Origin of the sequence: Mycobacterium sp. (genome assembly GCF_035623875.1) — a bacterium.
In the GTDB taxonomy this organism is placed as follows: Bacteria; Actinomycetota; Actinomycetes; order Mycobacteriales; family Mycobacteriaceae; genus Mycobacterium.
Genome location: NZ_DASPSP010000041.1, coordinates 1 through 24,766, shown reverse-complemented (window position 1 = coordinate 24,766; position 24,766 = coordinate 1). Strand labels below are relative to the sequence as shown.

The following is a 24,766-nucleotide window of genomic DNA, read 5'->3' as shown; positions in this document are numbered from 1 at the left end:
TTTCCGGCGCGATTTCGTTCCATTCCGTACGACAAAGGGCAAGATGACAACCATGAGTAGCGATTCGTCCTTATCGCCCGATCAGCCACCTGAAAGCACCGAGCCAGCCCAGGACAGCACGGCGCCGCCGGAATCGGCGGTGAAATACACCCGCGCGGCCAGCCTATGGTCGTCGCTGACGATGGGCTTCCTAATTCTCATCGTGCTGTTGATCTTCATTACCCAGAACACCGGGACGGCGCAGTTCGCGTTCCTCAACTGGCGCTGGACCCTGCCACTGGGGGTGGCGATTCTGCTGGCGGCGATCGGCGGCGGGTTGATCACCGTGCTGGCCGGCACGGCACGGATATACCAGTTGCGACGCGCGGCGAAGAAGAACCTCGCCGCCGGTCTTAAGGGACGTTAGCAACCCCATCGTTGCTGACTTAGGGTACCCTAACTTTCGTAAGTGAGGAGCTCTATGTCATCAACGTGGGTAGGCGCGCTACTGCACAAGTCGCGTCAACAAGGAGAGTCGCCGTTCCCACACCAGGCGGCGTTTCTGATCGACAATCCGATCCGTCGAGCGCTGCTCAAGCCGGCGCGCATCGTCGACAAGCTCGGTCTCGCGGGCCCGGAACACGTCCTGGAACTCGGCCCGGGCCCGGGTTTCTTCAGCGTGGAGATTGCCCGCCGGCTTACTGACGGTCGGCTGGAGTTGTTCGACATCCAACCTGAGATGCTCGACAAGGCCTGGCGGCAGCTCGAGCGGGCCGGGCTGTCCGACGTCGGCTTTACCATGGGACAGGCAAGCGATGGATTTCCCTTCCCGGACAACACCTTTGACGTCGCATTCTTAGCCGCGGTGATCGGGGAGGTGCCCGACAAGCAGGCCTGCCTGCGTTCGCTCGGCCAGGTGTTGAAACCCGGCGGGCGGCTGGTGTTCGTCGAGATGTTTCCCGATCCCGATCGACTCAGTGTGCGGCAGTTGCGTGACCTCGCTGAACGGGAGAACTTCGAATTCGTCGAAGCGACCGGAAACCGATGGGAAACCATCGTCGGGTTCCGCAGAGTCGACAGCTAGAGATCTTCAGGTCTGCAGCTGGGTCAGCCCGCGGGCGATCAACGGCCCCACGGTGTCCCCCACCCGATCGGATGCGTCAACGTCGTCCGCACCACCCGACATACGCCTGCGGAAGTCGATGCCTGCGGCGATGATCGCCAACTTGAAGTAGGCCAGCGCCATGTAGAAGTTCCAGTGCGCCAACGGCTGTCCGGAGACCAACGAGTAGCGGTGCGCAAGCTCGTCGGCAATCGGCAGCAGCGGCGAGGTCCACGCCGCGTGCGTGTTGATGATCAGGTCCAGCGACGGATCGCGGTAGACGCACATCAGCGCCGCGTCGCTGAGCGGGTCGCCGAGAGTGGAGAGTTCCCAGTCCACGACAGCGCGCACTTGCCCGGGATCGTTCGCATCCAGGATGGTGTTGTCGATCCGGTAGTCGCCATGCACGATCGACGTGCGGCTCTGCGGCGGAATCGACTGCTGCAATGCCGAATGCAGCCGCCGGACATCGGCGTCGCGGTCGTCATCGGAAAGGCGCACGAGTTCCCACTGCGAACCCCATCGACGGACCTGGCGTTCCAGATATCCGCTCGGTTTGCCGAAATCGGCGAGTCCGACGGCGGCCGGGTCGACCGCATGCAGGTCTGCCAGCACCCGGATCAGTGCATCGACGCAGCCTTCGATGACCTGCTCGTCGCCCTGAGCCTCCAGTGCCTCGAGTTCGGCGCGGCTGCGGACCACTTGTCCGGCAACGTATTCGACCATTTGGAACGGCGCACCCAGCACCGAGTCGTCGTCGCACAGTGCGACCGCGCGGGCCACAGGGACGGCGGTATCGGCAAGTGCTGCGACCACTTTGTACTCGCGCGCCATGTCGTGCGCCGACGGTGTCAGCCCATGCAACGGCGGGCGTCGCAGCACCCACTTCGATGAGTCATCGGCGACCAGAAAGGTCAGGTTGGAGCGGCCACCGGAGATCAGCTGCGCCCGCAGCTCCCCGTCACGACCGATGCCGGCCGAGCGCAAATACTCGTCCAGCGCGACCGAGTCGAGCCCGTCAAGCGGCGTGGTAGTCACCGGACTTGTTTACCACCGCGCTATCAGCGCCGGTTGCGTGGCAGCAGATCCCACACATGTTCGGTGCCGTTGACCGTCACCACGCTCGCTTGACCGGACCGGGAGAACAGCAACCGGGTCACCGACGCGTAGTCGATGGGGAACGACAACACCCGCTTGGTTCCCAAAATCTCGTGCAGCACCACATTGATCACCCCGCCGTGGCTGAAGACGGCCACGGTGTCCTCGTGCTCCGCGCCGGCGGCGACGTCGTCGACGGCAGCACGCACCCGATCCCGGAATGCCTCTTCGTCGACCGAACTGGGCAGGTGCCCCGCCGCCATGCGAGTCCACTCCTGCGGGTTCTCGTCACGGATGTGCTCGATCGGGATGTACACCGGCAGATCGCGGTCGTATTCGGCGAAGCGGTCGTCGATTTCGACCGCCAGCCCGCGCTCGGTGGCCACCGGTCCCGCAGTCTGGATCGCGCGACGCTGCGGGCTGCTCACCACCCGGGAAATGGGAAACCTGGCCAGCGCGTCCGGCAACCGCGCGACCTGCGCCCGCCCCTCGTCGGAGAGGTCGGGGTCGGACCCCTGGCCGGGTTCGCTGCGGAGCGGCAACGCATGCCGGACCAGAAGCAATTGCATCGTCTTTCCTGTCATCGGTGGACCGGCCACGATGCGGATCGCCACGATCCGAGGTGGGGGCACCTCCCGCTTGCGGGGGAGAGCCGGCCAATCGAAAGTAGTCTCCGCACAGCCTCGCATGCGGTGTACAGTGCATGGCATCCCGGCGGAGAATGCTATTCTCCGGATAGAGATTGGGGTGTGTAGTTAGTGGATGCAGGCGTGCTGGGACGCTGGCTGGACGCGAACGGTGTCCCCGGCGAGGGTCAGGAACCCGTGCTGGAACAGCTGTCCGGGGGTTCACAGAACACGCTATATCTGATACACCGCGGTGACGAGCGGATGGTGCTGCGGATGCCCGGCGCCCGAGCCGACGCGGCCCGCGTCGACGGGCTGCTGCGCGAGATCCGGCTGGTGCGCGCGCTGCGCGGCACCGATGTGCCGCATGCCGAGCTGATCGCCGCCAACGATGCCGGCGATCTGCTCGGTATGCCCTTCTACGTGATGCGGGCGATCGACGGGTGGAGTCCGATGGACGGCGGCTGGCCGGCGCCGTTCGATACCGGCCTCACCGCGCGCCGGGGCTTGGCGTTTGAGCTCGTCGAGGGCGCCGCGAAGCTCGGCCGGGTGGACTGGCGCGCTCAGGGGTTGGCCGGGTTCGGCCGTCCCGACGGATTCCACGAGCGGCAAGTCGACCGCTGGCTGGCTTTCCTGGACAGCTATCGGGTGCGCGAGCTTCCCGGCCTGGACGAAGCCGCCGACTGGCTGCGCCGCAACCGGCCCGGGCATTACACGCCGGGCATCATGCACGGCGACTACCAGTTCGCCAACGTGATGTTCGCGCACGGCGAGCCGGCCCGGCTCGCCGCGATCGTGGATTGGGAGATGACCACGGTCGGCGACCCGCTACTCGACTTGGCCTGGTGCCTGCTGGGATACGACGGAGAGAATCCGCGGGAGGACGGCTTCTATCTCGACATGAAGGGCATGCCGACGCGCAGCGAGTTGCTCGAGCGCTACGAGAAGGTGAGCGGGCTGTCATGCGAAAACATCGACTACTACCTCGTATTGGCCAACTGGAAACTCGGCATCGTGCTGGAAAAGACCTACGCCGCCGGAGTGCGCACCGGGAAAGTCGACCCCAAGATCCAGGACGCGTTCGGGGCGATGATCCCGCAACTGATCGCCACGGCCGCCGACCTGGCCCGGTCGCTGTCGAGTAAGGGGCGCTGAGATGGGTTACGCGGACCAGCTTTTCGATCTGACCGACCGGGTAATCCTCATCACCGGCGGCAGCCGCGGACTCGGGCGCGAGATGGCGTTCGGCGCCGCACACTGCGGCGCCGACGTGGTGATCGCCAGCCGCAACATGGACAACTGCGTGGCCACCGCCAAGGAGATCGAGACCGAAACCCGCCGCTCGGCTATGCCTTATCAGGTGCACGTCGGACGCTGGGATCAGCTCGACGGTTTGGTGGATGCGACCTACCAGCGGTTCGGCAAGGTCGACGTCTTGATCAATAACGCCGGTATGTCACCGCTTTACGACAAGCTCACCAACGTCACCGAGAAGCTGTTCGACGCGGTGGTCAACCTCAACCTCAAGGGCCCGTTCCGGTTGTCGGCGTTGGTGGGCGAGCGGATGGTGGCCGCCGGCCGCGGGTGCATCATCAACGTCAGCTCGACCGGATCGCTGCGACCGAACGGCGGCATCATTCCCTACGCTGCCGCCAAGGCCGGGCTCAACGCAATGACCGAAGGGCTGGCGCAGGCGTTCGGACCGACCGTGCGGGTCAATACTTTGATGGCGGGCCCCTATCTGACCGACATCAGCAAAGCCTGGAACCTTGACGACGGCGACAGCAACAATTTCGCTCATCTTTCCTTGAAACGGGCGGGCGATCCACGCGAAATCGTCGGTGCCGCATTGTTTCTGGCCTCCGACGCGTCCAGCTTCACCACCGGCTCGATTCTGCGAGCCGACGGCGGTATTCCCTGATATCCCGTTCGATCGACCTAGGAGTATTCGATATGGCATGGGACTTCTCTACCGAACCGGAGTTCGAGAAGAAACTCGACTGGATCCGCGAGTTCGTCCGCGAAGAGGTCGAGCCGCTGGAGGTGTTGTTCCCCGGTTGCGAGTTCTTACCGTTGACCGACGAGCGTCGCAAAATCGTCGACCCGCTCAAACAACAGGTCCGCGACCAAGGGCTATGGGCTCCGCATCTCGGTCCGGAACTCGGCGGGCAAGGCTTCGGCGCGGTCAAGCTGACGCTGATCAACGAGATCCTGGGCCGCAGCCCATGGGCGCCGATCGTCTTTGGCACACAGGCACCTGACACCGGCAATGCGGAGATCATCGCCCGCTTCGGCACCCAGGGCCAGAAGGACCGCTATCTGAACGGCCTGCTGTCCGGCGAGATCTTCTCCTGCTTCTCGATGACGGAGCCGCAGGGCGGCGCCGATCCGCGGGTCTTCACCACCCGCGCCGTCCGCGACGGCGACGACTGGGTGATCACCGGACGAAAGTACTTCTCCTCCAACGCGTCCGTCGCATCCTTCTTCATTGTCGTGGCGATCACCAACCCTGACGTGGCGGTGCATCACGGCGCCTCGACGTTCCTGATTCCGGCCGGCGCCGAGGGCCTGAATATCGAAGCCAACCACCATCTGGTCGGAGCGGACGCTCACGAACCGGGGCATTCGCTGGTGCACTACGACGGGGTCAGGGTGCCGTCGGACGCATTACTCGGTGAACCCGGCCAGGGCTTCCTGATCCTGCAGACCCGGTTGGCAGGCGGACGGCTGCATCACGCGATGCGCTCGATCGGCGTGGCGCAACGCGCGGTCGAGATGATGTCCAAGCGCGCGAAAAGCCGTTTCACTCAAGGTACTTTGCTCGCCGACAAGCAGTTGGTGCAGGAATTCATCGCCGACTCGTATACCGAGTTGACACCGTTTCGGCTGACGGTGCTGCACGCCGCGTGGCTGATTGACAGCGGCGACGAGCATGCCGCCCGCGCCGAGATCGCCACCTGCAAGATCTTGGCGTCGCAGGTGCTGAAATCTATTGCGCTGCGCGCGATCCAGGTGCACGGAGCGCTCGGGCTCACCGATCAGCTGCCGTTGGTCAATGTTCTGCTCGGCGGTATCGCGCTCGGGCTGGCCGACGGGCCGACCGAGGCACACAAGGTTAATCTGGCCCGGATGCTGCTCAAGGGCTGCCAGGCCGAAGACGGGGACTGGCCCAGTGAGATGCTGGACGTCCGCCGCGAGGCTGCCCGCGCCAAATACGGTGAGCTCGTTGACCAATAGCCGGGTGACCGCGGCTGTCGAGCGTGCCCTCGACGACCGTCAGCGGGAAGCCACCGAGGAAGTCGAACGCATCCTTGCCGCCGCCGTCCGGGTGATGGAACGGGTGGCCCCCGAACCGCCGAGGGTCAGCGACATCGTCGCCGAGGCCGGCTCGTCGAACAAGGCGTTCTATCGGTACTTCGCCGGCAAAGACGATGTCATCCTGGCGGTGATGGAGCGTGGTGTCGCGATCGTCGTCTCCTATCTTCAGCATCAGATGGCCAAGGAGCACACGCCGGCGGGCAAGGTGCGGCGCTGGATCGAGGGCGCGCTGGCGCAGGTCGCCGACCCACATCTGATCAGCATGAGCCGCGCTGCGGCCGGGCAGATTTCGGCCACCGCCAACTGGCGGGCCGCTGACGACGAGATCATGCGGCCGATGCGCGATCTGCTGACGGAGCCGATCGCAGCATTGGGCAGCGCAGATGTCCGCCGCGATGCCGACACCGTCTTTCATTGCACTGCGGCGGCCATGCGACGTCACCTGGATTCGGCCGACCAGCCCGGCCCCGACGACGTCGATCACCTGGTGCGGTTCTGTTTACGCGGGCTCGGGACCGGCTGATGCGCGCCGTCGTCTGCCGCCGCTACGGTCCCCCAGAAGATCTGGTTGTCGACGACGTCGCCGATCCGACGCCGGGCCCGGGTCAGCTGCTGGTGCGGGTACATGCCGCGGCCGTCAACTTTCCCGACGTGCTGCTGATCGCCGGCAAGTACCAGGTCAAGATTCCGGTCCCGTTCACGCCGGGCAGCGAACTCGCCGGCGAGGTGGTGGCCGTCGGCCCCGGTTCTTACGGAGCGCCGTTCGCGCCAGGCGACCGGGTGTTCGGCGCCACCCCGACCGGTGCTTTCGCCGAGCTCGCCCTGCTCGATGCGCACCAGGTGTCCGCGATTCCCGACGGCACGGACTTCGCCCCAGCGGCAGCGTTCGGCGTGACCTATCGCACCGCGTATCACGCCTTGCGATCGGTTGCGCAAGTCGGAGAAGGGGATTGGGTGGTGATCCTCGGCGCAGCGGGAGGCGTTGGACAGGCCGCGCTCGACTTGGCAGTCGGCATGAAGGCCCGGGTGCTGGCCGCGGCGTCGACCGAGGACAAACTCAACATCTGTCGGCAGCGCGGCGCCGAGGCGACCGTCGCCTACGACCGGGACGACCTGAAATCGGCCATCCGCGAGCTCACTGACGGCGGCGCTCGCGTCGTGATCGATCCGGTCGGGGGACGCTACGCGGAGCCGGCGCTGCGTGGTCTGGCCCGGGGCGGAACGTTCATCACCGTGGGCTACGCCGCGGGCGCGATTCCCGCTATTCCGCTCAATCTGGTTCTGCTCAAAGACATCACCATCCGCGGCATGGAGATCCGCACCTTCACCGCCGATCACCCCGACGACGCCGCGCGCGACATCCGCGAACTGCAGCAGATGTTTGCCGACGGTCGAATTCAGCCCTATATCGGTGCCAGATTCCCGTTGGCCGACGCCGCGACGGCATTACGGCATGTGGCCGAGCGTAGGGCGGTCGGCAAGGTGGTCATCGATGTCACGGCGTGACGATGTTGAACGCCGGGTCGGGCTTGTCGAGGACACCCAGCAGTTGCTGCAGGGCAGTCTGGTCACCGGATATCTCCAGCCCCGGTGAGCCGACATCGCCCATCACCACCGTGAGAAGGCGAACCGCGTTGTCCACCTTGACGGTTACGTTCGCGGTGCCGGAATCGGCGGCGACCTTGCGGTGCACCAGCACACCGTTACGCAGCGCGAGCCGGTAATTGGCGCCCACGTCGGCGAAGGTGACGTCGACGGCGAGATCCAAGTCCCAGGCACGAGGGCCGTTGACGGTGATGGCCAGGCCGTCGAAAATCTGCTCCGGCGTCAGCTGGGCCAACAACGTCGGCGAGCTCGCTTGGGCCGCGGTGCCGAAGTTGCGGCCGCGCAACTCGACGGCACCGCAAAGGAAGAAGTTGCGCCATGTCGCATTCTCGGCGCCGTAGGCCAGCTGCTCGAAAGTGTCCGCAAGCAGGGCCCGCGCGCCGGAATGCGTATCGTCGGCGAACATCGCATGGTCGAGCAGCGTTGCAGCCCAACGGAAATCACCGGAGTCGAACGCCTGTCGGGCGAGGTCGACGACGCGGTCGATCCCGCCAAGCGCGTCGACGTACCGGGTGGCGAGTGCTTCTGGCGGGTGTGGCCACAGCCGCGCCGGGTTACCGTCGAACCAACCCATGTAGCGCTGATAGACCGCCTTGACATTGTGGCTGACCGAGCCGTAATAGCCGTGGGTATGCCACGCCTTGTCCAGTGCCGTTGGCATCTGGAGCATTTCGGCGATTTCGACGCCGGTATGACCTTGGTTGAGCAGCCGCAGCGTCTGGTCATGCAGGTAGGCGTACAGGTCGCGTTGCAGCGACAGGAACTCGACGACGCGCTCACGCCCCCAGGTTGGCCAGTGGTGCGACGCGAACACGACGTCGGTGCGGTCGGCGAACTTGTCGATCGCCTCGGTGAGATAGCCCGACCAAACATGCGGATCGCGAACCAGCGCGCCCCGAAGCGTCAACAGGTTGTGCAGGTTATGGGTGGCGTTCTCTGCCATACACAATGCGCGGAATCGCGGGAAGTAGAAATGCATTTCGGCCGGCGCCTCGGTGCCCGGCGCCATCTGGAATTCGATCTCCACCCCGTCGATGGTGTGGGTTTCACCGGTGGTGGTGATGTCGACAGTGGGAACGATAAGGGCTATCTCACCCTGAGACGGCGCCTGTCCCAGGCCGCAGCCGACCTGCGCTTGCGGGCCGCGGGGCAGCAGCGTGCCGTACATGTAGGTTGCGCGGCGCGCCATGGCCGGTCCGGCGTAGACGTTCTCTTGCACGACGTGCTCGGTGAATCCTTCCGGCGCCAGCACCGCCACCCTGCCGGCGTCCACGTCTGCCTGCGACGTGACGCCCAGCACGCCGCCGAAATGGTCGACGTGGCTGTGCGTGTAGATCACGGCGACGACGGGCCGGTCACCGCGGTGGGCGCGGTACAGCTGCAGCGCTGCGGCCGCCACCTCGGTGGAGACCAGTGGGTCGATGACGATCAGACCGGTGTCGCCCTCGACAAAGCTGACGTTGGAGAGATCCAGACCGCGGACCTGGTAGATACCCGGGACCACTTCGTAGAGACCCTGTTTGGCGGTCAGCATGCACTGCCGCCACAGACTCGGATGCACCGACGGCGGTGGATCGCCGGTGATGAATGAGTACGCGTCGTTGTCCCACACCACACGCCCGTCAGCGGATGTGACGACGCAGGGTGTCAGCGCAGCAATGAATCCGCGGTCAGCGTCGGCAAAATCCGTCGTGTCAGCGGTCGGCAGCTCCTGATCCACCGGTCTGACACTGCCATCGATTCCGCCGCGTCGGACCAGAACCACCCGATCGACCGTGGCCGCCCGGCGAATATCCGCGGCGTCCGGGTGGCCCAGGGACCAATGGCCCAAATTTGGCGAATCCGATACCGGCCGTTCGGCAGCGCTGCATACTGCCGAAACGGTCTGTGAAGTTCCTGTGGACCGCCACAACTGCAAAGGAGCACGAGTGAAGCGTTCAGTTACGGTCGCTGCAGTAGCGACGGCGATCGTCGTCGTAGGTCTGTCCGGCTGTTCGAGTAACAAGTCAACGACGAGCGGTGGCGGGTCATCCTCGAGCGCGAGCAGCGCGGCGGTAACCGGCCCAGGCGGCACACCTGCCGCGGCGAAAGTCAGCATCGACGGCAAAGACCAGAACGTCGGCGGCACGGTCGCCTGCGCCACGGCGGCCGGCAGCGTCAACATCGCCATCGGTGCGGCGTCCACCGGCATCGGCGCCGTGCTCACTGACGCCAACCCGCCCGCGGTGAAGTCGGTCGGACTCGGCAACGTCAACGGGGTCGTGCTGGGCTACACCCCGGGTACCGGCCAGGGCAACGCCACCGCGACCAAGGACGGCAGCACCTACAAGATTTCCGGGACCGCGACCGGGGTGGATATGTCCAACCCGATGCAGCCGGTGGACAAGCCCTTCGAGATCGACGTCACCTGCCCCTAGGTAACCACACGCACACGACGGCGACGCTCCCCACGGCGTCGCCGTCGTCGCGTCGCCCGTTGGTGTCGCTAAGCGTCGGCCGTCAGCGGCAACCGCACCGTGAAGTCGGTGTGCCCCGGTGCGCTATCCAGCGTGATCGTGCCGTGATGGGCCTTGATCACCGCCGAGACGATCGCTAGGCCCAGACCGGTGCTGCCGCCCTTTCGGGATCGGGAGGTGTCACCGCGGGCGAACCGCTCGAACACCTCCGACTGCAATTGCTCGGGGATTCCCGGTCCGTTGTCGACCACGCTCAGCACGGCATGCGTTGTGTCGGAGGCCAATCGCGTGGTGACGACGGTTCCCGGGCTGGTGTGCACACGGGCGTTGGCCAGCAGGTTGGTCACCACCTGATGCAGCCGGGCCGCGTCGCCGCAGACCGTCACCGGCTCTTCGGGCAAGTCGAGCTCCCAATGATGATCCGGCCCGGCGACGTGCGCATCGCTGACCGCGTCGACGGCCACCCGCGACAGATCCACCGATTCGCGTTCCAGTGGCCGCCCGGAGTCCAGGCGGGCAAGCAGCAGCAGATCCTCGACGAGATGGGTCATCCGCTCGGTTTCGGATTGCACGCGCTGCATCGCGTGTGTCACCGCATCGCTGTCGTCACCCATTCGTTGCGCCAGTTCGGTGTATCCGCGGATCGCGGCCAGCGGCGTGCGCAGTTCGTGGCTGGCGTCGGCGACGAACTGGCGTACCCGGGTCTCGCTGGCCTGCCGCGCCGACAATGCGGCTGCGATGTGGTCAAGCATCCGGTTCAGTGCCGAACCGAGTTGCCCCACTTCGGTTCTCGGGTTGGCGTCCGCCTCGAGCACCCGCACCGGCAGTGTGACTTCGCCGCGGTCCAGCGGCAGAGCGACGACCTCGCCGGCGGTTTGTGCGACGCGGCGCAGCGGCGCCAGCGCCCGCCGGATGATCACAATGCCGGCCGTCGTGGCGGCCGCGACGGCGATCACGATGACCACGGCGAAGATCAGCAGGACGCGGATCATCGTGGCGTCGACATTCGACATCGACAGTCCGGTGACGATGATGTCGCCACTGTGCCGGGCGGGTGCAGCGATGACGCGGTATCGACCCAGGCCATTGAGATCTCGGGTTACCGGCGTGCGGATGATCGGGATCGCGTCCAGCTGCGCCCTGGCCGCGTCGCTCAACGCGGCCCGGCCGCCGGCGGTGGTCAGGTATCCGGCTTCGATCGACCCGCCCTTGTCGAGAACGGCGGCGACCATCCCGACCGGCTGGCCCGGTGCATCTAGGAAGACCGGCCCGGGGCCGGGTCGTGGGAATGATCGCACGTGATGCCGCCATGGCGCAGATGGCGGCTCACCGAATATCCGCACCGAGCGCTGGGAGGCGTCGTGCAGCTGATTATCGAGCTGTCCGACCAGGTATCGGTACAGCGCAAGCTCGGTCACCGCGCCAATTCCGACGCACACGATGGCGAGCACCACGACCTGTCCGATCAACAGCCGTAGTCGAAGGGACCACGCCCGGCCCATGGCTAGGGGGCCGGCTTGAGTACGTAACCGGCGCCGCGCAGCGTGTGGATCATGGGCTCGCGCCCGTTGTCGATTTTCTTACGCAGATACGAGATGTACAGCTCGACGATGTTGGACCGGCCGCCGAAATCGTAGCTCCACACCCGGTCCAAGATTTGCGCCTTGCTCAGCACGCGCTTGGAGTTGCGCATCATGAATCGCAGCAACTCAAACTCGGTGGACGTCAACGAGATCGGCTCTCCGGTACGAGTCACCTCGTGGCTGTCCTCGTTGAGCACTAGGTCACCGACGACGAGCTGCGCGCCGCTGTCCTCCGTCGTCACCCCGGTGCGCCGCAGCAATGCCCGCAGCCGCAGCACCACCTCTTCCAGGCTGAATGGTTTGGTGACGTAGTCGTCTCCACCGGCGGTCAGGCCGGCGATGCGGTCTTCCACCGCATCCTTCGCCGTCAGTAGCAGCACCGGCAGCTGCGGATTCAGTTCGCGGAGTTTCCTCAACACATCGAGGCCGCTCATATCGGGCAGCATCACGTCGAGGACAACGACGTCGGGCCGCTGGGATCGGGCAGAGTCTAGAGCCGACGCTCCGTCGCCCGCGGTGGCGATGTTCCAGCCTTCGTAACGAAGTGCCATCGCGACCATCTCGGCGAGGACGGCTTCGTCGTCGACCACCAGCACGTTGATCGGGTTCCCGTCGGCACGGCGCATAACGACCCGCTCGACGGGTGCATGGGGTTGGCTCACAGGTTTTAAGTATGCCCAGCACGATGAGCCGCTGCTATGGCATTCCTATGTCTTCGCTGTGAGCCGCCCCGCTGCAGGTTGACCGATCAGAACCAATATCGTCGACCGGCGACCGGGCGACCGACGGCGCCCAGGATCCAGAACACCGCGCCAATGACCACCAGAATCCACCCGACGGTGATCAGCAGTGGCACTGGCAGCACATAACCGAGGACGAGCAAAATGATTCCGAGAACGATCATGACGACTCCATTCCAGTCTGTTCCAGATGTTTCGGTGAGGGTCTTTCCGGGTGATTCGCGTCAGTACCAGTAGCGCCTGCCGGCGACCGGGCGACCGACGGCGCCCAGAACCCATAGCACTGCTCCGATGACCAGCAAGATGATGCCGATCGTTTCTAGGACATACACCTTGAGGAAATATCCTAATATAAGCAGGACGATGCCCAAAGCGATCATGACGCCTCCATTCCAATCAGGTGGTCGATGTCCATGGCAGGCATCGAACTGGGTTGCGGCAAATGACAATCGGTCACCTTCGGGTTGACACCGGCGTAATTCAAGGGACCTACGAGCACAGTGACTGCGATGGTGCCTAAAGAGGCACAATTTTGATCAGTATTTTTCAGATAGCCTCGCTGGAACGCGGCTATCACGCCGATAACCAACCAGACCACGACAACTGCACTGATTAGACCTCCGCCACGCATCCTCGCCTCCATCAATGTCGAGAAGAAAACCGCAGAGCAAAACCAATGTACCCGCAATGGCAAACGTCCAAACATCTGGACTAAACATCTGGATAACTGACCGCGAACGTTTGCACCGGTTCTCACAGCCAGGGATATTCACCCGTCCGGCCGAATCGACGCCGCCCGATTAGTACTGCAGTACAAGAGCATCGAGACGCAGCGTCGGGTAGCTGCACCCGCTGCGGTCAGGACCGCTGCGCAGACACGAACACGGTTGGCGGCAGCACGTCGTCTCCAGGGACGTTGCGTCCGTACCGAATCAGCATCTCGCTCATGGTGATTGCCGACGCGTCCCAGCCGTGTTCACGCAGCCAGTCGGTCACGTCGGTGCGCTCCTCCGGGTACCACAGGTCCTCGACGTCGGGCACCTCGGTGTCGAGCACCCGGGATGCCGCGGCGCGGAGGCGTTGCGATTGGTCACGCTGGCGGGCCAGCAGGTTGGGCTCCAGGGCGCTTTTCGCGGGCGCGTTGACAGCCAGCCAACTGCCGGCCGGGCTCAACGCTTGTATGCGCTCGAACAGCAGATCCTGGGTCTGCGCAGGCAGGTACCGCAGTAGCCCCTCGGCTGACCATACAGTCGGGCTGGACGCGTCAAACCCCGCTTGCTGCAACGCCGTTGGCCAGTCCTGGCGCAGGTCCACCGCGACGCTCACCAGCCTCGATGTTGGGTGTCCGCCCCGCGCCTGCAGGGTAGTCGACTTGAACTGCAGAATTTTGGCCTGATCCAGCTCGTACACGGTGGTCCCATCGGGCCACGGCAGCCGCCACGCGCGCGCGTCCAAACCGGCCGCCAGGATCACCGCCTGCCGGACTCCGGATGCCGCGGCGTTGAGAAAGTACTCATCGAAAAACGCTGTCCGGACGGCCACGAAGTCGATCATCACCTGCAGGTGGGCACGTACGTCCGGCTCGAGGTGAGTCAGCTCGGCCGACTTGGCGGGGTTTGCCATCAGGCTCCACGTGCTGTCGCCGGCCGCCTCGAGAAATGCCCGGGCGAACGGATCCTGGATGAGCGGGTTCGCGCTTTCGGTTTCGGCGGCGCGAGCCGCGGCAACCCCGAGCGCTGTTGATCCCACACTTTCGGTGATGTCCCAGGAATCGTTGTCGGTTCGCGGCATCATCGTTCCTCCCGTCTTCAGTCAGCACCGGACAGTACGCCGCGTGGCTGAGGAGGGCCTTGGCTGAGTCGGCTACGGACGGTTCGCAGCGATCCACTGGGCCGCCCGACGCTTCGACGCGCGCGACAGCCAGCCGTCTTGGATGAGCTCGGCCAGTTCTGTTCTGCTGACATCGGCCAACCGGCCGGCCCGGATCAGCACCGACGGATGGTCGTCGAATCGATCGGTGGTAAAGAAGGGTGAGTTCGGGTCTTGCACCAGCGCCAACTTCTCGCTCTCGGATTCCACCCAGATCATGATCACGTCGGCCAAGCGCTCGCCGGTCTCGGAGTCGACGGCGTCGGGTTGCGGAGTACGGAAGAAGACGAACGACTTGCCGCCGACCTGGTAGATTGCGTTGCCCTTGGGTCCCTCGATGCGCCGCGCATACGGCATCGCGGCGGCGATCTGATGGATGTCGCTCAGGCGGGCGGGCCGGTCCGTCACTGCTGCAACAACTCTGCCATCGCCGGGATGATCGTCTGTAACGCCTTCAGCGGTCTGAGCATGACCTTGAACGACACGATCTGCTCGTCGTCGTTCCAGTGGATCATGTCGATCCCGTTGACGTAGATCCCGTCGATCGTCGCGGCGAACTCGAGGATCGCGGACTGATCTTTGTACCAATGCTCGACATAATGAAAGTCGGTAGCGCCGAACACGTTTGCAGCTGCCTTGAGGTACATCGAGGTCTTCTGCCGGCCTTCCTGTGGGGTGAAGACCGCGGGCGAGAAGAATACGGCTTGGTCGGCAAGCAGGTCGGCGAGCAGCGCGTCCAGTTCGTCGGCAGGGCCGTTCTCGATAATCGAGATCCAGCGCTCAATCACTGGTGGCGTCATAGCGCGATCCTTGCAGACCTCGGCGGCCCGAGCCCGGGCCGGGGACGGTAGCTTCAGCAACGTGGAGGACCTGGTAGCCCTGGACGCCCTGGCCGAGTGGATGTCGCAGCAGGGGTTGGGCGACGGCCCGCTGGAGGACGTTTCGAAGATCAGCGGCGGAACGCAGAACATCATGGTGCGTTTTACCAGGTCGGGCCGACCGTATGTGCTGCGACGCGGACCGAAGCACCTCCGTCCGCGCAGCAATGTGGTGATCATGCGGGAGACCCAGGTACTGGCCGCGCTGGCCGGCACCGACGTGCCCCACCCGCACCTGATCGCCAGCTGCGACGACCTGAACGTGCTCGGCGACGCGGTCTTCTATCTGATGGAACCTATCGACGGGTTCAACGCCGGCGAAGAATTGCCCCCGCTGCATGCGGGCGACCCGGCCGTGCGGTTCCAGATGGGACTGTCGATGGCCGATGCCCTGGCCAAGCTTGGGGCCGTCGACTACCTCGCGGTCGGACTCGGCGTTTTCGGCAAACCGGAAGGTTTCCTGGAACGTCAAGTGCCGCGATGGCTTTCGGAGTTGGAGTCCTATCGGGAGTTTGAAAACTATCCCGGGCCTGACATTCCCGGGGTCGACGACGTCGCCAAGTGGCTCGAACAGGGTCGGCCGTCGGTGTGGACGCCGGGCATCATGCACGGCGACTATCACGCGGCCAACGTGATGTTCTCCCGGACTGGGCCTGAGGTCGTCGCGATCGTCGACTGGGAGATGTGCACGATCGGTGATCCGCTATTGGATCTGGGCTGGCTGCTGGCCACCTGGGGGCAGTCCAGCGCGTTCGGCGGCAGCCTCTTCGAGATGGGCGGATTCGCCGGCACCTCCGACCTGGTGGAGCAGTATGCGCGCAACACCACCCGCGACCTGTCACACATCACCTGGTACACCGTGCTGGCGTGTTTCAAGCTCGGCATCGTACTGGAGGGCACGCTGGCCAGGGCCGGCGCCGGTAAAGCACCCAAGGAAGTCGGGGAACTACTGCACGCGGCCACGGTGAGTCTGTTCGAGAAGGCATTGACGCTGATGGAGAGCGCATGATCGATTTCGACATCCCCACGGACCTGGCGGTGCAGCGTGACGAGATCCGCGCGTTTGTCGCCGAGCAGATCGTGCCGTACGAGGCCGATCCTCGCCTTACTCGACACGGCCCAGATGACGAGCTGCGAGCCGAGCTGGTGGAGTTAGCCCGCAAAGCGGGGCTCTTAACCTTCCAGGCGCCCAAGCGTTTTGGTGGCCGAGAGCCGTCCCACCGCGAGCAGGCGGTGCTGTTCGAGGCGGCCGGTTGGTCGACGCTGGGCCCGGTGGCCCTCAACTGCGCCGCACCCGACGAAGGCAACATGTACCTGCTGGGGCGGGTCGCCAACGACGAGCAAGTCGAGCAGTTCCTCATCCCGGTTATCGACGGCCGGCAGCGGTCGGTGTTCGCGATGACGGAGCCCGGCGGCGCCGGTTCGGATCCTGGCCAGCTGGCCACCGAGGCGCAGTTCGACGGAACCGACTACGTCATCAATGGGCGCAAGTGGTTAATCACTGGCGCGCACGGCGCCCGGACCTGGATCATCATGGCCCGCGTCGCGCCCAACCCGCACGGCGGCCCAGACCTCAGCGGGCCGACGCTGTTCCTGTGTGACGGCGCGACCCCGGGCATCGAGCTCGAGCGGGTGATGAACACGATGGACCGCAACTACGTCGAAGGCCACGGCGTTGTGCGGTTCACCGATCTGCGGCTGCCGTCGTCAGCGGTGCTCGGTGAGGTCGGCCAGGCCCTGCGCTACGCGCAGTTGCGGTTGGCGCCGGCACGGTTGACGCACTGCATGCGCTGGCTGGGGGCGGCCTCGCGCGCGCAGTCGATCGCGGTGCAGCATGCCCGTGAGCGCACCGCGTTCGGCAAACCGCTTGGCGAGCATCAAGGCGTGAGCTTCATGATCGCCGACAACGAAATCGCCTTGCAGCAATGCCGACTCGCGATCTGGTGGGCGTGCTGGACCCTGGACAAGGGCGATCGGGGCACTGGCCGACACGAAAGCTCGATGGTCAAAGCCTATGTTTCGGAAGAGCTGTTCAAGGTCGCCGACCGCTGCGTGCAGATCCTCGGCGGCATGGGTATCTCCGACGAGACACCGGTCGGGATGATCTTCTCTGATATGCGAGCATTCCGCCTCTACGACGGCCCCACCGAAGTGCATAAATACGCGATCGCGCGCCAGGTGCTGCGTTCGGTTTAGTTATCCGGTACGCATTGCTGTCAACGCGTCGTCCAGTGTCGGGTACAACGAGATGACTTTGTCGAGGCCGGTCAACTGCATCGGTCTGCTTGTTGCCGGATTGTTGGCCACTATCGCGACCTGAGCAGATTTGCTGGCCTTTTCGTGGGTGGCCGCCAGGATCCGCAGACCTACGGACGCCATGAATCTCACTTCGGACAGCTCAATAACGAGAACGGGCGGATCATCGTCAAGCGCTCCCGCGATTGCGGCTTCGAAAGCGGGCGCGGTGCTCAAATCGATTTCCCCGCCGACACTTACCACTGCGACCCCTTCGCGGTGAGCGACGGAGGTGGTGATCGGATCCGCAGCTGACAACGGCAATCCTTCGGTTGGCGTCCCATCGCGCCTGACGGACCTGGTGCCGACCCGGTTCCTTCGAGCGCAAACTGGCAGAAATATTACTTCAACTCCTCGTCCGGCAAGGCTCGGTTACGCTGGGCGCGGGACTTATGCCCGCTGCGGAGAGCCGGGGAGGTTCGATGTCGGATCAGTCGACAGATTTTTCGGGGACCAGCGTCGTCAATCAGACGCCGTCGATCTCGAGTGAAGGTTTGCTTCTACCACAACTAGTGCAGCACTTACGCCAGAACCGAACGGCTTTGCGCGAGGAATGGGCCCGCAGGATCACCGAAGCCGAATTGCTCACCGCGATGTCGCCGGAGGAGATCTTCTCCGAAGCCACGACGGTCTACGACAGCTACGTCGAGGTGCTCGAAACCGGTAGCGTCGAGGCGCTGCAAGACTACGCACGCGACTTGTCCGAGCGCATCATTCCGCGTGGCGTCGAGACCAATGAGGTCGTCGGCATTGTGTTGCTGCTACGCGACGTGCTGGCACGCTCACTATTCGAGAAGTACCAAACGGACTTCGACCTACTCAACCGGGTGCTCGACGCCTACGAGCCCGCGGCCAACCGAATCGCCAACACGGTCGCCGTCGGCTTCGTGCAGGAACGCGAGCGCATCATCCGGCAGCAGCAGGAGGCCATTCGCGAGCTGTCCACGCCGGTGCTGCAGGTGCGCGAGCAGTTGCTGATCTTGCCGATCATCGGCGTCCTCGACAATCAGCGGGCCCGGCAGGTCACCGAGCAACTGCTGCGGGCTATTCGCGCCAACCGGGCCAAGGTCGTCGTCATCGACATCACCGGTGTGCCGACCATCGACTCCACGGTGGCGAACCACCTGGTGCAGACTGTCGACGCGTCTGGCTTGATGGGCGCTAGCGTGATCATCACCGGCCTATCTTCGGAGATCGCACTCACCCTGGTGACGATCGGGTTGGATCTTTCCAAGATGAACGCGGTCGGCGACCTGCAGGGCGGCATCGAAGAAGCCGAACGTTTGTTGGGCTACGAGGTCACTCGCACCGGCGAGACGGGCGGATAACCGGTATTTCGTTGAGAGCTAACGCGAGCACGCCATGCCAGTACCGATCCTGAAGCAGGGCCCGATCCTCATTGCCACAGTGCAGGCGGCGCTGACCGACTCCGACACCGAGCGGCTGCGCTACGACCTGATGGAGCGGGTCAGCCGCTTTCGCGCCCAGGGCATCATCGTCGACGTCACCGCCATCGACGTCATGGACTCATTCGCCGCCCGCTCGCTGCGCACGATTGCGCACATGACGCGGCTGCGTGGCGCGGACACCGTGATCGTCGGCCTGCAGCCGGAAGTAGCGTTTGCGATGGTCCAGCTGGGGTTGATGTTCGACGACATGTATACGGCGCTGGATCTGGAAGAAGGCCTAGCGTTGCTGAATCGACAACTAGGGCTTGGGAAGTCGATCGGACTCGACAGTGGCGGATGACGTCATCGTCGACGTCGGCAATCCCGACGACATCGTCACGGCACGTCAGGCGGGCCATCAGCTGGCCCGCAAGCTGGGCTTCTCCTTGACCGACGTAACGATGATTGCCACGGCGATCTCGGAAGTCGCCCGCAACATCACCAGCTACGCCGGTTATGGAGCGATTCGGGTGGGGGTGCAGGACAGGGAGGGCCGACAGGCGCTGGTGGTGCGCGCCGAAGACGACGGCCCGGGTATCGCCAACATCGAAAGAGCTATGGAGGACGGCTTTTCGACGGGGCGGGGCCTAGGACTTGGCTTGCCGGGCGCGCGCCGGCTGATGGATCGTTTGATCGTGGAGTCCACACCGGGTCAAGGGACGGCTGTCGAGATGTGGAAGTGGATTCCGCGCAATGGCTGAGCACGGTTGGTTGGGTCCGCTCGAATGGGCAGCCAAGGCGCGCCCGCGGCCCGGCGAAAACATTTGCGGTGACAAGCTTATCGCAGTCGATGTTGACGGCACCGGCGCGCTTATGGGTGTGCTGGACGGTCTCGGCCACGGCACGGAAGCCGCCGAGGCGGCGACATGTGGCGTGGACGTGCTCCGGTCATGGCGTGCTGAGCCACTCGACGTGCTCGTCCAGCGCTGTCACCGCGCTCTATCAGGCACCAGAGGCGCGGCGATGACATTGGCGCGCATCGATTTTCAGACCGATACCCTGAGCTGGATCGGGATCGGCAATGTCGCGGCCGACCTTGTCGCCAAACACCCGGCCGGCGTCGAGGTCCGGTCCTCGGCGCGTCTTGTCGGCGGCATCGTCGGCTACCGGATACCCGACGCGCTGACACCGCAAGAAGTCCCGATCCGCCCCGGCGATCTGCTGGTGATGTCTAGCGACGGGATCGTCGAAGACCACCTGGACGACATCGACTTCTCCGCATCGTCGTTGACGATCGCCGACCAGATTCTGCACAGACACGCCAAAGACAACGACGACGCGCTGGTGCTCGCCGCACGTCACCGAGGCGCGTCGGGATGAAGCGCCATGCCTGAAGCCGGCGACTTCCACGTCGGGTACGCCGCCGCCCTGCGTACCTACCTGGAAGCGCGCGGCGAGGAGGACCTGGCCGTCGGCCACGAGCTTGGCCGCCGGGCCTTGCAACATGGCATCAGCATGCTGGACATCATCGAGAACCACTTCCGGCTGGTCGACGACCTCGCACAGTGTCCGGGCTTCGACAGGCCGGCGGCTCTGGCTTTCCTGTTGCAGACCCTGGCCCCGCTCGACGTTGCGACCCGCGGATTCCTCGACGGCACAAAGCGATACGAGGAACAACGAGCCCGTGCCGAAGATCTGGCCGACCGCGACGAGTTCCGCAGCGCATTGGTGAATTCGCTGCAGGAGGGATTCTTCGTTGCCGATCGCACCGGCGCGGTCGTCGAACTCAACGACGCCTTCACCAGGATCACCGGCTACCCGGCGCACGGGATCCCCTATCGGTGGCCGCACCCGTGGTTGGTCGACGAAAAGGCGGCGCGGCTACAACAATCCAGGCTCGGCCAAGACAACCAGGTCCAATACGAGACACCGATTCGGCATCGAGATGGCCGTCTGGTGTGGGTGACGGCCAACATCAACCGGGTCGTGACGGATGCCGCAGACGGCGACGTGTACGTGGGGACGATTCGCGACATCACCGCCGAGCGCGCCTTTGCGGCGCGGGAAAGCGCGGTCCTGCGCCTGGCCACAGCCGTCAGTGTGGCCAAAAGCGTGGCCGAGGTGCTCTCGATAACCCTCGACGAGTGCCGCCTCGCGCTCGACGTTCATCGAGTGGTGGGCGCGGTGTGGCCGACCAACGGTGCTGACCCGACGATTCAGGTAGCCGGCGAGAAACCCACCGTGCCTTGGCGTCAACTGGATCCGCTGCTGCGCCAGATATTTCAGCAGGCGCGCCATCAATTACCACTCACCGTGCAGCCGATCGAATGGCCGGACAACCCGGGCACGGCACGCGGAATCGTCGCAGTCCTCACCGGCGGCGGGGACGTCGCATTGTGGCTGGAGCTTCGGGTGCCTCGCCGGGTCAGTGCGGAAGATCGCCTGTTGGTCACCGTGCTCGTCGGCCACCTCGGACTGGCAATACAGCATGTTCGCCAGTTTGAGACTGCGCGGGAGACGTCGCTGACGTTGCAGCACGCGATGCTGGCGCCGACGGAACTGCCGCCCGGCTTCGCGGTCCGCTACGAACCCGCAGTTTCGCCGTTGGAGATCGGCGGTGACTGGTACGACGTTCTGCGGGTCGGCGACGACAGGATCGGCATCATCGTGGGCGACTGTGTCGGACGTGGCCTCTCCGCAGCGGCCGTGATGGGTCAGCTCCGCAGCTCTGCACGGGCGCTGCTACTCACCGGTGCCGAGCCCGCCATGCTGCTCGAAGAACTTGACGCCGTGGCTGAGCTGATCCCGGATGCCTTCTGCACTACTGTTTTTCTGGCCATCCTCAATACCGAGTCTGGTGAATTCTGTTACAGCTGTGCCGGTCACCTGCCGGCTGTGCTGGCCGCACCGCAGTCCGAGCCGACGCTGATCTCTGACGCTCGCTCAGTGCCGCTGGCTGTGCACCGCAAGGGTTCTCGCCCACAATCCTCGGTGGTCCTGCCACCCGGTTCGACGTTGATCCTGTACACCGACGGACTCGTTGAGCGGCGTAAGATGTCAATCGACGACGGGATCGCGCGGGTTAGTGAGACGGTGGCCGGCGGAATGAATCTGCCCGTCGATGCCGTCGCGGATGCGGTGCTCAGCGAGATGGCGCCGCCCACTGGATACGACGATGACATCGCGATCGTCATCTACCGGCAACCCTACGCCCCATTGACGATTGAAAAAGCGGCAGCGGCTAACCAATTGAGCGACATCAGGCATCGGCTCGCCGCCTGGCTGCGGGCCGCTGAGGTTCCGGAGGACACGATCGCCGACATCATCTTGGCAGTCAACGAGGCGGCCGCCAACAGTATCGAGCACGCCTACCGAGGGCATAAACCCCGCAAGGTTCGGATAGAAGGCGAAAACGACGGCGCCCGAGTGCATGTGAGGATCATCGACAAAGGGTCATGGAAACCGGCGCCCGCCGACCCCGGCGTCCGCGGACGCGGACTGTTGCTAATCCGCGCGGTCAGCGACTGGCTCGAGATCGACTGCACCCCGTCGGGCACCACAGTGAGCATGAGCTTCCGTTTATCCGACGTGGCGTCGTAACGTCTGGAGCTACGGCAGCACGGTGTGCATCAACATCACGTCATACGCCGACCACAGCGACAGGTTGAAGTACAGGTCTCTACCCGCCGACCATGGGTGGATCATCGGCGCGTATATGCCGCCTGGCATTGAGAATGACGACACCAGCGGTTGTTCCGGACTCCATGGTCCTTGCGGAGACGGCGCCGTCCGCGCCACGACGTCGTTGCTGCCGCCATTGGTGTAGAGCACCAAGTACCGCTTGAGATAGTTGTTGTACTGCGCTGACATCTCGCCCACCGGCCCCGGGAAAATCGGCGTCGCCGCGCTCGGGTCCATCGGAACCCAGCCCTTCCCCTCGCCATTCCAGTACTGGTATTTGGTCAGGTCGGGCACGAAGTTCGGCGGCACTCGTGACAGAAACGCCGGACCGCCGCGTCCGGACGGCGTCCCGAACGAGTAGAGGTAGCCGTCCCTACCCTTCATGAACGCGCCCATCTGGAAGTTCTCATTGCCCGGAAAGTACCGGCCTCCCGGGACGGTGTCTGCTGAGGCCAAGCGGATGGCGCCCGGAAAGATGCCCCAACTCTGGCCATTGTCAACGGATCTCGCGATTCCCGAGTAGTTCGTCGACCATTCCCCGTCGCGGCCCCAGTTCTTGATGGACATGAAGTTCATGTATTGGGTTCTGCCAAGGGAGACTGCGGAAGTCGGAATGATTCCGGTCTCGTGCGCCGCCTGATGGATGCTGTTCAGGACTTGCTTGGAAAGGCCCGGTGCCCATACCGGTGAGCCGGAGTATTGGTTGTTAGGCACCCCGTCCGCTACGTGGAGTCCGTGAGACAAATCGCGGTCTTGGCTGCGGAAAAGTACGTTGTATCGCCATTGCTGGCCGTGCACGCTGCAATAGCCGAAGGTGTCACCGAAGGCCATCAAGACCTGGCGACCGCCGGGATCGCCGTTGTCCCACGGGATCCCGAGGTCGGTCCCGGAGATACCAAACCTTTCGAGGGTCTTGTTCGGGCTGTGCGGCCCAGTCACGAAGTCGACGAGTGAGGTCGGAGCACCCGCGATCGACGCGGGAGGAGCTGGTGGTGCCGGGAGGGCCTCCGGGTTTACCTGCGGGTTGGCCATCCCGGGAGGAGTGGGGCCGGGAGTCACCGCCGCCTGAAGTTGCGCGGGATTCCGAGTTAGCGGTTTGAGGAAAGAAGATATCAGCGGACCCAGTTTGGGTAGCGGCGCATGCTCGTTGGCGCCTCGAGGCCGGCGCCCTGTTGGTGGCGTGACGACCGGCGCCGGCGCGGGCATCTCCGGAAGCGCGGCAGGGGGGGGAACATTTGCTTCGGGGGCCGTGCACGGTGTGGCGATCGCCGGCGGTGCGAAACCTATCGGCACGACGAGTCCTATAGCGGTCGCCGACGCTACCGATATTGAAACGATTTGACGAATCGCCGACATGTCCTACCTTTCCAAGGGCGACCCGTCGCGTTGACGTCCGCAGTTGGCTCATGTGACGATAGTGGTCGATGTGCCTGATGTTGCCGCTGAGTTTTTAATAGGTATGCATCCGTGACCGTGTCGCAACCCACCGAGGGTTGTAACGGCCGGGTGTGAACCAGTCCGGCGCGCCCCGCGACGGCTAAGCCGCTAGCGCCCGCCGACGTCATCGCACTCGTCGCTGTTCAGAGTGCGCTTGTTCAGGAGCGCGCCTGTTCAGAGCGCGCCCGAAGAGATTCGAACTCCCAACCTTCTGGCGTATTCATCTCATCCGAGCGAGTCCGCTTGTGTCCGTTAAAGTATTGGGCCGCAGGCAGATACGAGATTTACCGTCCATCCGAGTGCAATCGAATCCGGGCCGATTTGCAGGCGTTTGTATCAGGAAAATGGACAGTCCTGGCGAACGCGGGGGGCGGTTAAAGGAACCCTTCTATCGCGCTCTTTGCAAAGCTCCGAAACAGCCTGCGCCCGGAGACTGACCGCTTGTGAAAGGGGTAGTTTTTATAGGCGCGCTCTCCCTCCGATCCGCGCATGCGTGACATCAACACCATCGACTCCGAGCTGCGATTGGTGGCGGCGCTTGCCGTGCCGCTCGGGAGCGGGGCAGGCCGCTGCCGTCGATAGACGTGGCGGATGCGCTGCTGGATGAACGCCACGAGCTGACCGAGCAGGCCACAACATTTGTGACGCTGCCCGAGGGGACACGAGCTGTAGGCGATCGAACGCGCTTAAGCATCCGTTTAATGGTGAATT

Annotated in this window: 28 protein-coding genes; 15 read left to right on the top strand and 13 right to left on the bottom strand. The window is 64.4% G+C overall.

Annotation, left to right across the window (positions count from 1 at the left end):
* Nucleotides 1–52 precede the first annotated feature (52 nt).
* Nucleotides 53–406 (top strand): LapA family protein, encoded by a 354-nt coding sequence (locus VEI45_RS03755; RefSeq protein ID WP_324850257.1) that lies wholly within the window; start codon nt 53–55, stop codon nt 404–406.
* A 54-nt stretch (nt 407–460) separates the two neighbouring features.
* Nucleotides 461–1,063, top strand: a complete 603-nt coding sequence (locus VEI45_RS03750; RefSeq protein WP_324850255.1) for a class I SAM-dependent methyltransferase — start codon at nt 461–463, stop codon at nt 1,061–1,063.
* Nucleotides 1,064–1,069: 6 nt separating this feature from the next.
* On the opposite strand, the gene VEI45_RS03745 is transcribed toward VEI45_RS03750, so the two are convergent.
* Nucleotides 1,070–2,119 carry a phosphotransferase family protein gene (locus tag VEI45_RS03745; protein ID WP_324850253.1) on the bottom strand — a complete coding sequence of 350 codons (1,050 nt, stop codon included), beginning with the start codon at nt 2,117–2,119 and terminating at the stop codon, nt 1,070–1,072.
* 23 nt (nt 2,120–2,142) lie between these two features.
* On the bottom strand, nt 2,143–2,748 hold the full coding sequence (locus tag VEI45_RS03740; RefSeq protein ID WP_324850251.1) for a histidine phosphatase family protein: 606 nt from the start codon (nt 2,746–2,748) through the stop codon (nt 2,143–2,145).
* A gap of 189 nt (nt 2,749–2,937) precedes the next feature.
* On the opposite strand from VEI45_RS03740, the gene VEI45_RS03735 reads away from it, so the two are divergent.
* From VEI45_RS03735 to VEI45_RS03715, 5 genes are read left to right on the top strand one after another with little or no spacing between them, the layout of a single operon-like run.
* On the top strand, nt 2,938–3,960 hold the full coding sequence (locus tag VEI45_RS03735) for a phosphotransferase family protein (RefSeq protein WP_324850249.1): 1,023 nt from the start codon (nt 2,938–2,940) through the stop codon (nt 3,958–3,960).
* A gap of 1 nt (nt 3,961) precedes the next feature.
* Nucleotides 3,962–4,726: an SDR family oxidoreductase gene (locus tag VEI45_RS03730; RefSeq protein WP_324850247.1), complete on the top strand. Its 765-nt coding sequence runs from the start codon at nt 3,962–3,964 to the stop codon at nt 4,724–4,726.
* 32 nt (nt 4,727–4,758) lie between these two features.
* Complete coding sequence (locus VEI45_RS03725) at nt 4,759–6,042, top strand: acyl-CoA dehydrogenase family protein (RefSeq protein ID WP_324850245.1); 1,284 nt, start codon at nt 4,759–4,761, stop codon at nt 6,040–6,042.
* Entirely contained in the window at nt 6,023–6,646 is a 624-nt protein-coding gene (locus tag VEI45_RS03720; protein WP_324850243.1) for a helix-turn-helix domain-containing protein, read from the top strand. The genes VEI45_RS03725 and VEI45_RS03720 overlap by 20 nt, the downstream gene beginning before the upstream one ends.
* Nucleotides 6,646–7,629 carry an NADPH:quinone oxidoreductase family protein gene (locus VEI45_RS03715; RefSeq protein WP_324850241.1) on the top strand — a complete coding sequence of 328 codons (984 nt, stop codon included), beginning with the start codon at nt 6,646–6,648 and terminating at the stop codon, nt 7,627–7,629. Before VEI45_RS03720 ends, VEI45_RS03715 begins: the two co-directional genes overlap by 1 nt.
* Here VEI45_RS03715 and VEI45_RS03710 read toward each other — a convergent pair.
* Nucleotides 7,619–9,448 (bottom strand): alkyl/aryl-sulfatase, encoded by a 1,830-nt coding sequence (locus VEI45_RS03710; RefSeq protein WP_324850239.1) that lies wholly within the window; start codon nt 9,446–9,448, stop codon nt 7,619–7,621. The genes VEI45_RS03715 and VEI45_RS03710 overlap by 11 nt on opposite strands.
* 208 nt (nt 9,449–9,656) lie before the next feature.
* Here VEI45_RS03710 and VEI45_RS03705 point away from each other — a divergent pair, with 208 nt between their 5' ends.
* Entirely contained in the window at nt 9,657–10,145 is a 489-nt protein-coding gene (locus tag VEI45_RS03705) for a lipoprotein LpqH (protein ID WP_324850237.1), read from the top strand.
* A 68-nt stretch (nt 10,146–10,213) separates the two neighbouring features.
* Here VEI45_RS03705 and VEI45_RS03700 read toward each other — a convergent pair whose 3' ends face one another.
* From VEI45_RS03700 to VEI45_RS03665, 8 genes are all read right to left on the bottom strand, one after another.
* On the bottom strand, nt 10,214–11,686 hold the full coding sequence (locus VEI45_RS03700) for a HAMP domain-containing sensor histidine kinase (protein ID WP_324850235.1): 1,473 nt from the start codon (nt 11,684–11,686) through the stop codon (nt 10,214–10,216).
* Nucleotides 11,687–11,688: 2 nt separating this feature from the next.
* Nucleotides 11,689–12,393, bottom strand: coding sequence for a response regulator transcription factor (locus VEI45_RS03695; RefSeq protein ID WP_324850277.1), 705 nt, complete (start codon nt 12,391–12,393; stop codon nt 11,689–11,691).
* A gap of 122 nt (nt 12,394–12,515) precedes the next feature.
* Entirely contained in the window at nt 12,516–12,671 is a 156-nt protein-coding gene (locus VEI45_RS03690; RefSeq protein WP_324850234.1) for a DUF6131 family protein, read from the bottom strand.
* A 60-nt stretch (nt 12,672–12,731) separates the two neighbouring features.
* On the bottom strand, nt 12,732–12,887 hold the full coding sequence (locus tag VEI45_RS03685; RefSeq protein ID WP_324850232.1) for a hypothetical protein: 156 nt from the start codon (nt 12,885–12,887) through the stop codon (nt 12,732–12,734).
* The gene (locus VEI45_RS03680) at nt 12,884–13,150 is read right to left on the bottom strand and encodes a hypothetical protein (RefSeq protein WP_324850275.1); all 267 of its coding nucleotides are present in this window, start codon (nt 13,148–13,150) and stop codon (nt 12,884–12,886) included. Before VEI45_RS03680 ends, VEI45_RS03685 begins: the two co-directional genes overlap by 4 nt.
* Before the next feature lie 215 nt (nt 13,151–13,365).
* Nucleotides 13,366–14,298: a class I SAM-dependent methyltransferase gene (locus tag VEI45_RS03675; protein WP_324850230.1), complete on the bottom strand. Its 933-nt coding sequence runs from the start codon at nt 14,296–14,298 to the stop codon at nt 13,366–13,368.
* A 72-nt stretch (nt 14,299–14,370) separates the two neighbouring features.
* On the bottom strand, nt 14,371–14,784 hold the full coding sequence (locus VEI45_RS03670; protein ID WP_324850228.1) for a hypothetical protein: 414 nt from the start codon (nt 14,782–14,784) through the stop codon (nt 14,371–14,373).
* The gene (locus tag VEI45_RS03665) at nt 14,781–15,176 is read right to left on the bottom strand and encodes a nuclear transport factor 2 family protein (protein WP_324850226.1); all 396 of its coding nucleotides are present in this window, start codon (nt 15,174–15,176) and stop codon (nt 14,781–14,783) included. Before VEI45_RS03665 ends, VEI45_RS03670 begins: the two co-directional genes overlap by 4 nt.
* Nucleotides 15,177–15,276: 100 nt before the next feature.
* On the opposite strand from VEI45_RS03665, the gene VEI45_RS03660 reads away from it, so the two are divergent.
* Together VEI45_RS03660 and VEI45_RS03655 are read left to right on the top strand one after the other, a co-directional pair.
* On the top strand, nt 15,277–16,263 hold the full coding sequence (locus VEI45_RS03660) for a phosphotransferase family protein (protein WP_324850274.1): 987 nt from the start codon (nt 15,277–15,279) through the stop codon (nt 16,261–16,263).
* Nucleotides 16,260–17,450 carry an acyl-CoA dehydrogenase family protein gene (locus tag VEI45_RS03655; RefSeq protein WP_324850224.1) on the top strand — a complete coding sequence of 397 codons (1,191 nt, stop codon included), beginning with the start codon at nt 16,260–16,262 and terminating at the stop codon, nt 17,448–17,450. Before VEI45_RS03660 ends, VEI45_RS03655 begins: the two co-directional genes overlap by 4 nt.
* Here VEI45_RS03655 and VEI45_RS03650 read toward each other — a convergent pair whose 3' ends face one another.
* Nucleotides 17,451–17,807 carry an STAS domain-containing protein gene (locus VEI45_RS03650; protein WP_324850222.1) on the bottom strand — a complete coding sequence of 119 codons (357 nt, stop codon included), beginning with the start codon at nt 17,805–17,807 and terminating at the stop codon, nt 17,451–17,453.
* Between the two features lie 164 nt (nt 17,808–17,971).
* On the opposite strand from VEI45_RS03650, the gene VEI45_RS03645 reads away from it, so the two are divergent.
* From VEI45_RS03645 to VEI45_RS03625, 5 genes are read left to right on the top strand one after another with little or no spacing between them, the layout of a single operon-like run.
* Nucleotides 17,972–18,877, top strand: coding sequence for an STAS domain-containing protein (locus tag VEI45_RS03645; protein WP_324850220.1), 906 nt, complete (start codon nt 17,972–17,974; stop codon nt 18,875–18,877).
* 34 nt (nt 18,878–18,911) lie between these two features.
* The gene (locus VEI45_RS03640) at nt 18,912–19,298 is read left to right on the top strand and encodes an STAS domain-containing protein (RefSeq protein WP_324850218.1); all 387 of its coding nucleotides are present in this window, start codon (nt 18,912–18,914) and stop codon (nt 19,296–19,298) included.
* A complete protein-coding gene (locus VEI45_RS03635; protein ID WP_324850216.1) occupies nt 19,288–19,698 on the top strand; it encodes an ATP-binding protein in 411 nt (136 codons plus the stop codon). Before VEI45_RS03640 ends, VEI45_RS03635 begins: the two co-directional genes overlap by 11 nt.
* On the top strand, nt 19,691–20,317 hold the full coding sequence (locus VEI45_RS03630) for a SpoIIE family protein phosphatase (protein WP_324850214.1): 627 nt from the start codon (nt 19,691–19,693) through the stop codon (nt 20,315–20,317). The genes VEI45_RS03635 and VEI45_RS03630 overlap by 8 nt, the downstream gene beginning before the upstream one ends.
* A gap of 6 nt (nt 20,318–20,323) precedes the next feature.
* Nucleotides 20,324–22,537, top strand: coding sequence for a SpoIIE family protein phosphatase (locus VEI45_RS03625; protein ID WP_324850212.1), 2,214 nt, complete (start codon nt 20,324–20,326; stop codon nt 22,535–22,537).
* Between the two features lie 9 nt (nt 22,538–22,546).
* On the opposite strand, the gene VEI45_RS03620 is transcribed toward VEI45_RS03625, so the two are convergent.
* Complete coding sequence (locus tag VEI45_RS03620; RefSeq protein WP_324850210.1) at nt 22,547–23,974, bottom strand: DUF4185 domain-containing protein; 1,428 nt, start codon at nt 23,972–23,974, stop codon at nt 22,547–22,549.
* Between the last annotated feature and the right edge of the window lie 792 nt (nt 23,975–24,766).

Coding starts and splice junctions, on each gene's coding strand:
- VEI45_RS03755 (WP_324850257.1), top strand. CDS start 53: ATGAGTAGCGATTCGTCCTTATCGCCCGATCAGCCACCTGAAAGCACC.
- VEI45_RS03750 (WP_324850255.1), top strand. CDS start 461: ATGTCATCAACGTGGGTAGGCGCGCTACTGCACAAGTCGCGTCAACAA.
- VEI45_RS03740 (WP_324850251.1), bottom strand. CDS start 2,748: ATGCAATTGCTTCTGGTCCGGCATGCGTTGCCGCTCCGCAGCGAACCC.
- VEI45_RS03730 (WP_324850247.1), top strand. CDS start 3,962: ATGGGTTACGCGGACCAGCTTTTCGATCTGACCGACCGGGTAATCCTC.
- VEI45_RS03725 (WP_324850245.1), top strand. CDS start 4,759: ATGGCATGGGACTTCTCTACCGAACCGGAGTTCGAGAAGAAACTCGAC.
- VEI45_RS03715 (WP_324850241.1), top strand. CDS start 6,646: ATGCGCGCCGTCGTCTGCCGCCGCTACGGTCCCCCAGAAGATCTGGTT.
- VEI45_RS03700 (WP_324850235.1), bottom strand. CDS start 11,686: ATGGGCCGGGCGTGGTCCCTTCGACTACGGCTGTTGATCGGACAGGTC.
- VEI45_RS03695 (WP_324850277.1), bottom strand. CDS start 12,393: ATGCGCCGTGCCGACGGGAACCCGATCAACGTGCTGGTGGTCGACGAC.
- VEI45_RS03690 (WP_324850234.1), bottom strand. CDS start 12,671: ATGATCGTTCTCGGAATCATTTTGCTCGTCCTCGGTTATGTGCTGCCA.
- VEI45_RS03685 (WP_324850232.1), bottom strand. CDS start 12,887: ATGATCGCTTTGGGCATCGTCCTGCTTATATTAGGATATTTCCTCAAG.
- VEI45_RS03680 (WP_324850275.1), bottom strand. CDS start 13,150: ATGGAGGCGAGGATGCGTGGCGGAGGTCTAATCAGTGCAGTTGTCGTG.
- VEI45_RS03675 (WP_324850230.1), bottom strand. CDS start 14,298: ATGCCGCGAACCGACAACGATTCCTGGGACATCACCGAAAGTGTGGGA.
- VEI45_RS03665 (WP_324850226.1), bottom strand. CDS start 15,176: ATGACGCCACCAGTGATTGAGCGCTGGATCTCGATTATCGAGAACGGC.
- VEI45_RS03660 (WP_324850274.1), top strand. CDS start 15,277: ATGTCGCAGCAGGGGTTGGGCGACGGCCCGCTGGAGGACGTTTCGAAG.
- VEI45_RS03655 (WP_324850224.1), top strand. CDS start 16,260: ATGATCGATTTCGACATCCCCACGGACCTGGCGGTGCAGCGTGACGAG.
- VEI45_RS03645 (WP_324850220.1), top strand. CDS start 17,972: ATGTCGGATCAGTCGACAGATTTTTCGGGGACCAGCGTCGTCAATCAG.
- VEI45_RS03640 (WP_324850218.1), top strand. CDS start 18,912: ATGCCAGTACCGATCCTGAAGCAGGGCCCGATCCTCATTGCCACAGTG.
- VEI45_RS03630 (WP_324850214.1), top strand. CDS start 19,691: ATGGCTGAGCACGGTTGGTTGGGTCCGCTCGAATGGGCAGCCAAGGCG.
- VEI45_RS03625 (WP_324850212.1), top strand. CDS start 20,324: ATGCCTGAAGCCGGCGACTTCCACGTCGGGTACGCCGCCGCCCTGCGT.
- VEI45_RS03620 (WP_324850210.1), bottom strand. CDS start 23,974: ATGTCGGCGATTCGTCAAATCGTTTCAATATCGGTAGCGTCGGCGACC.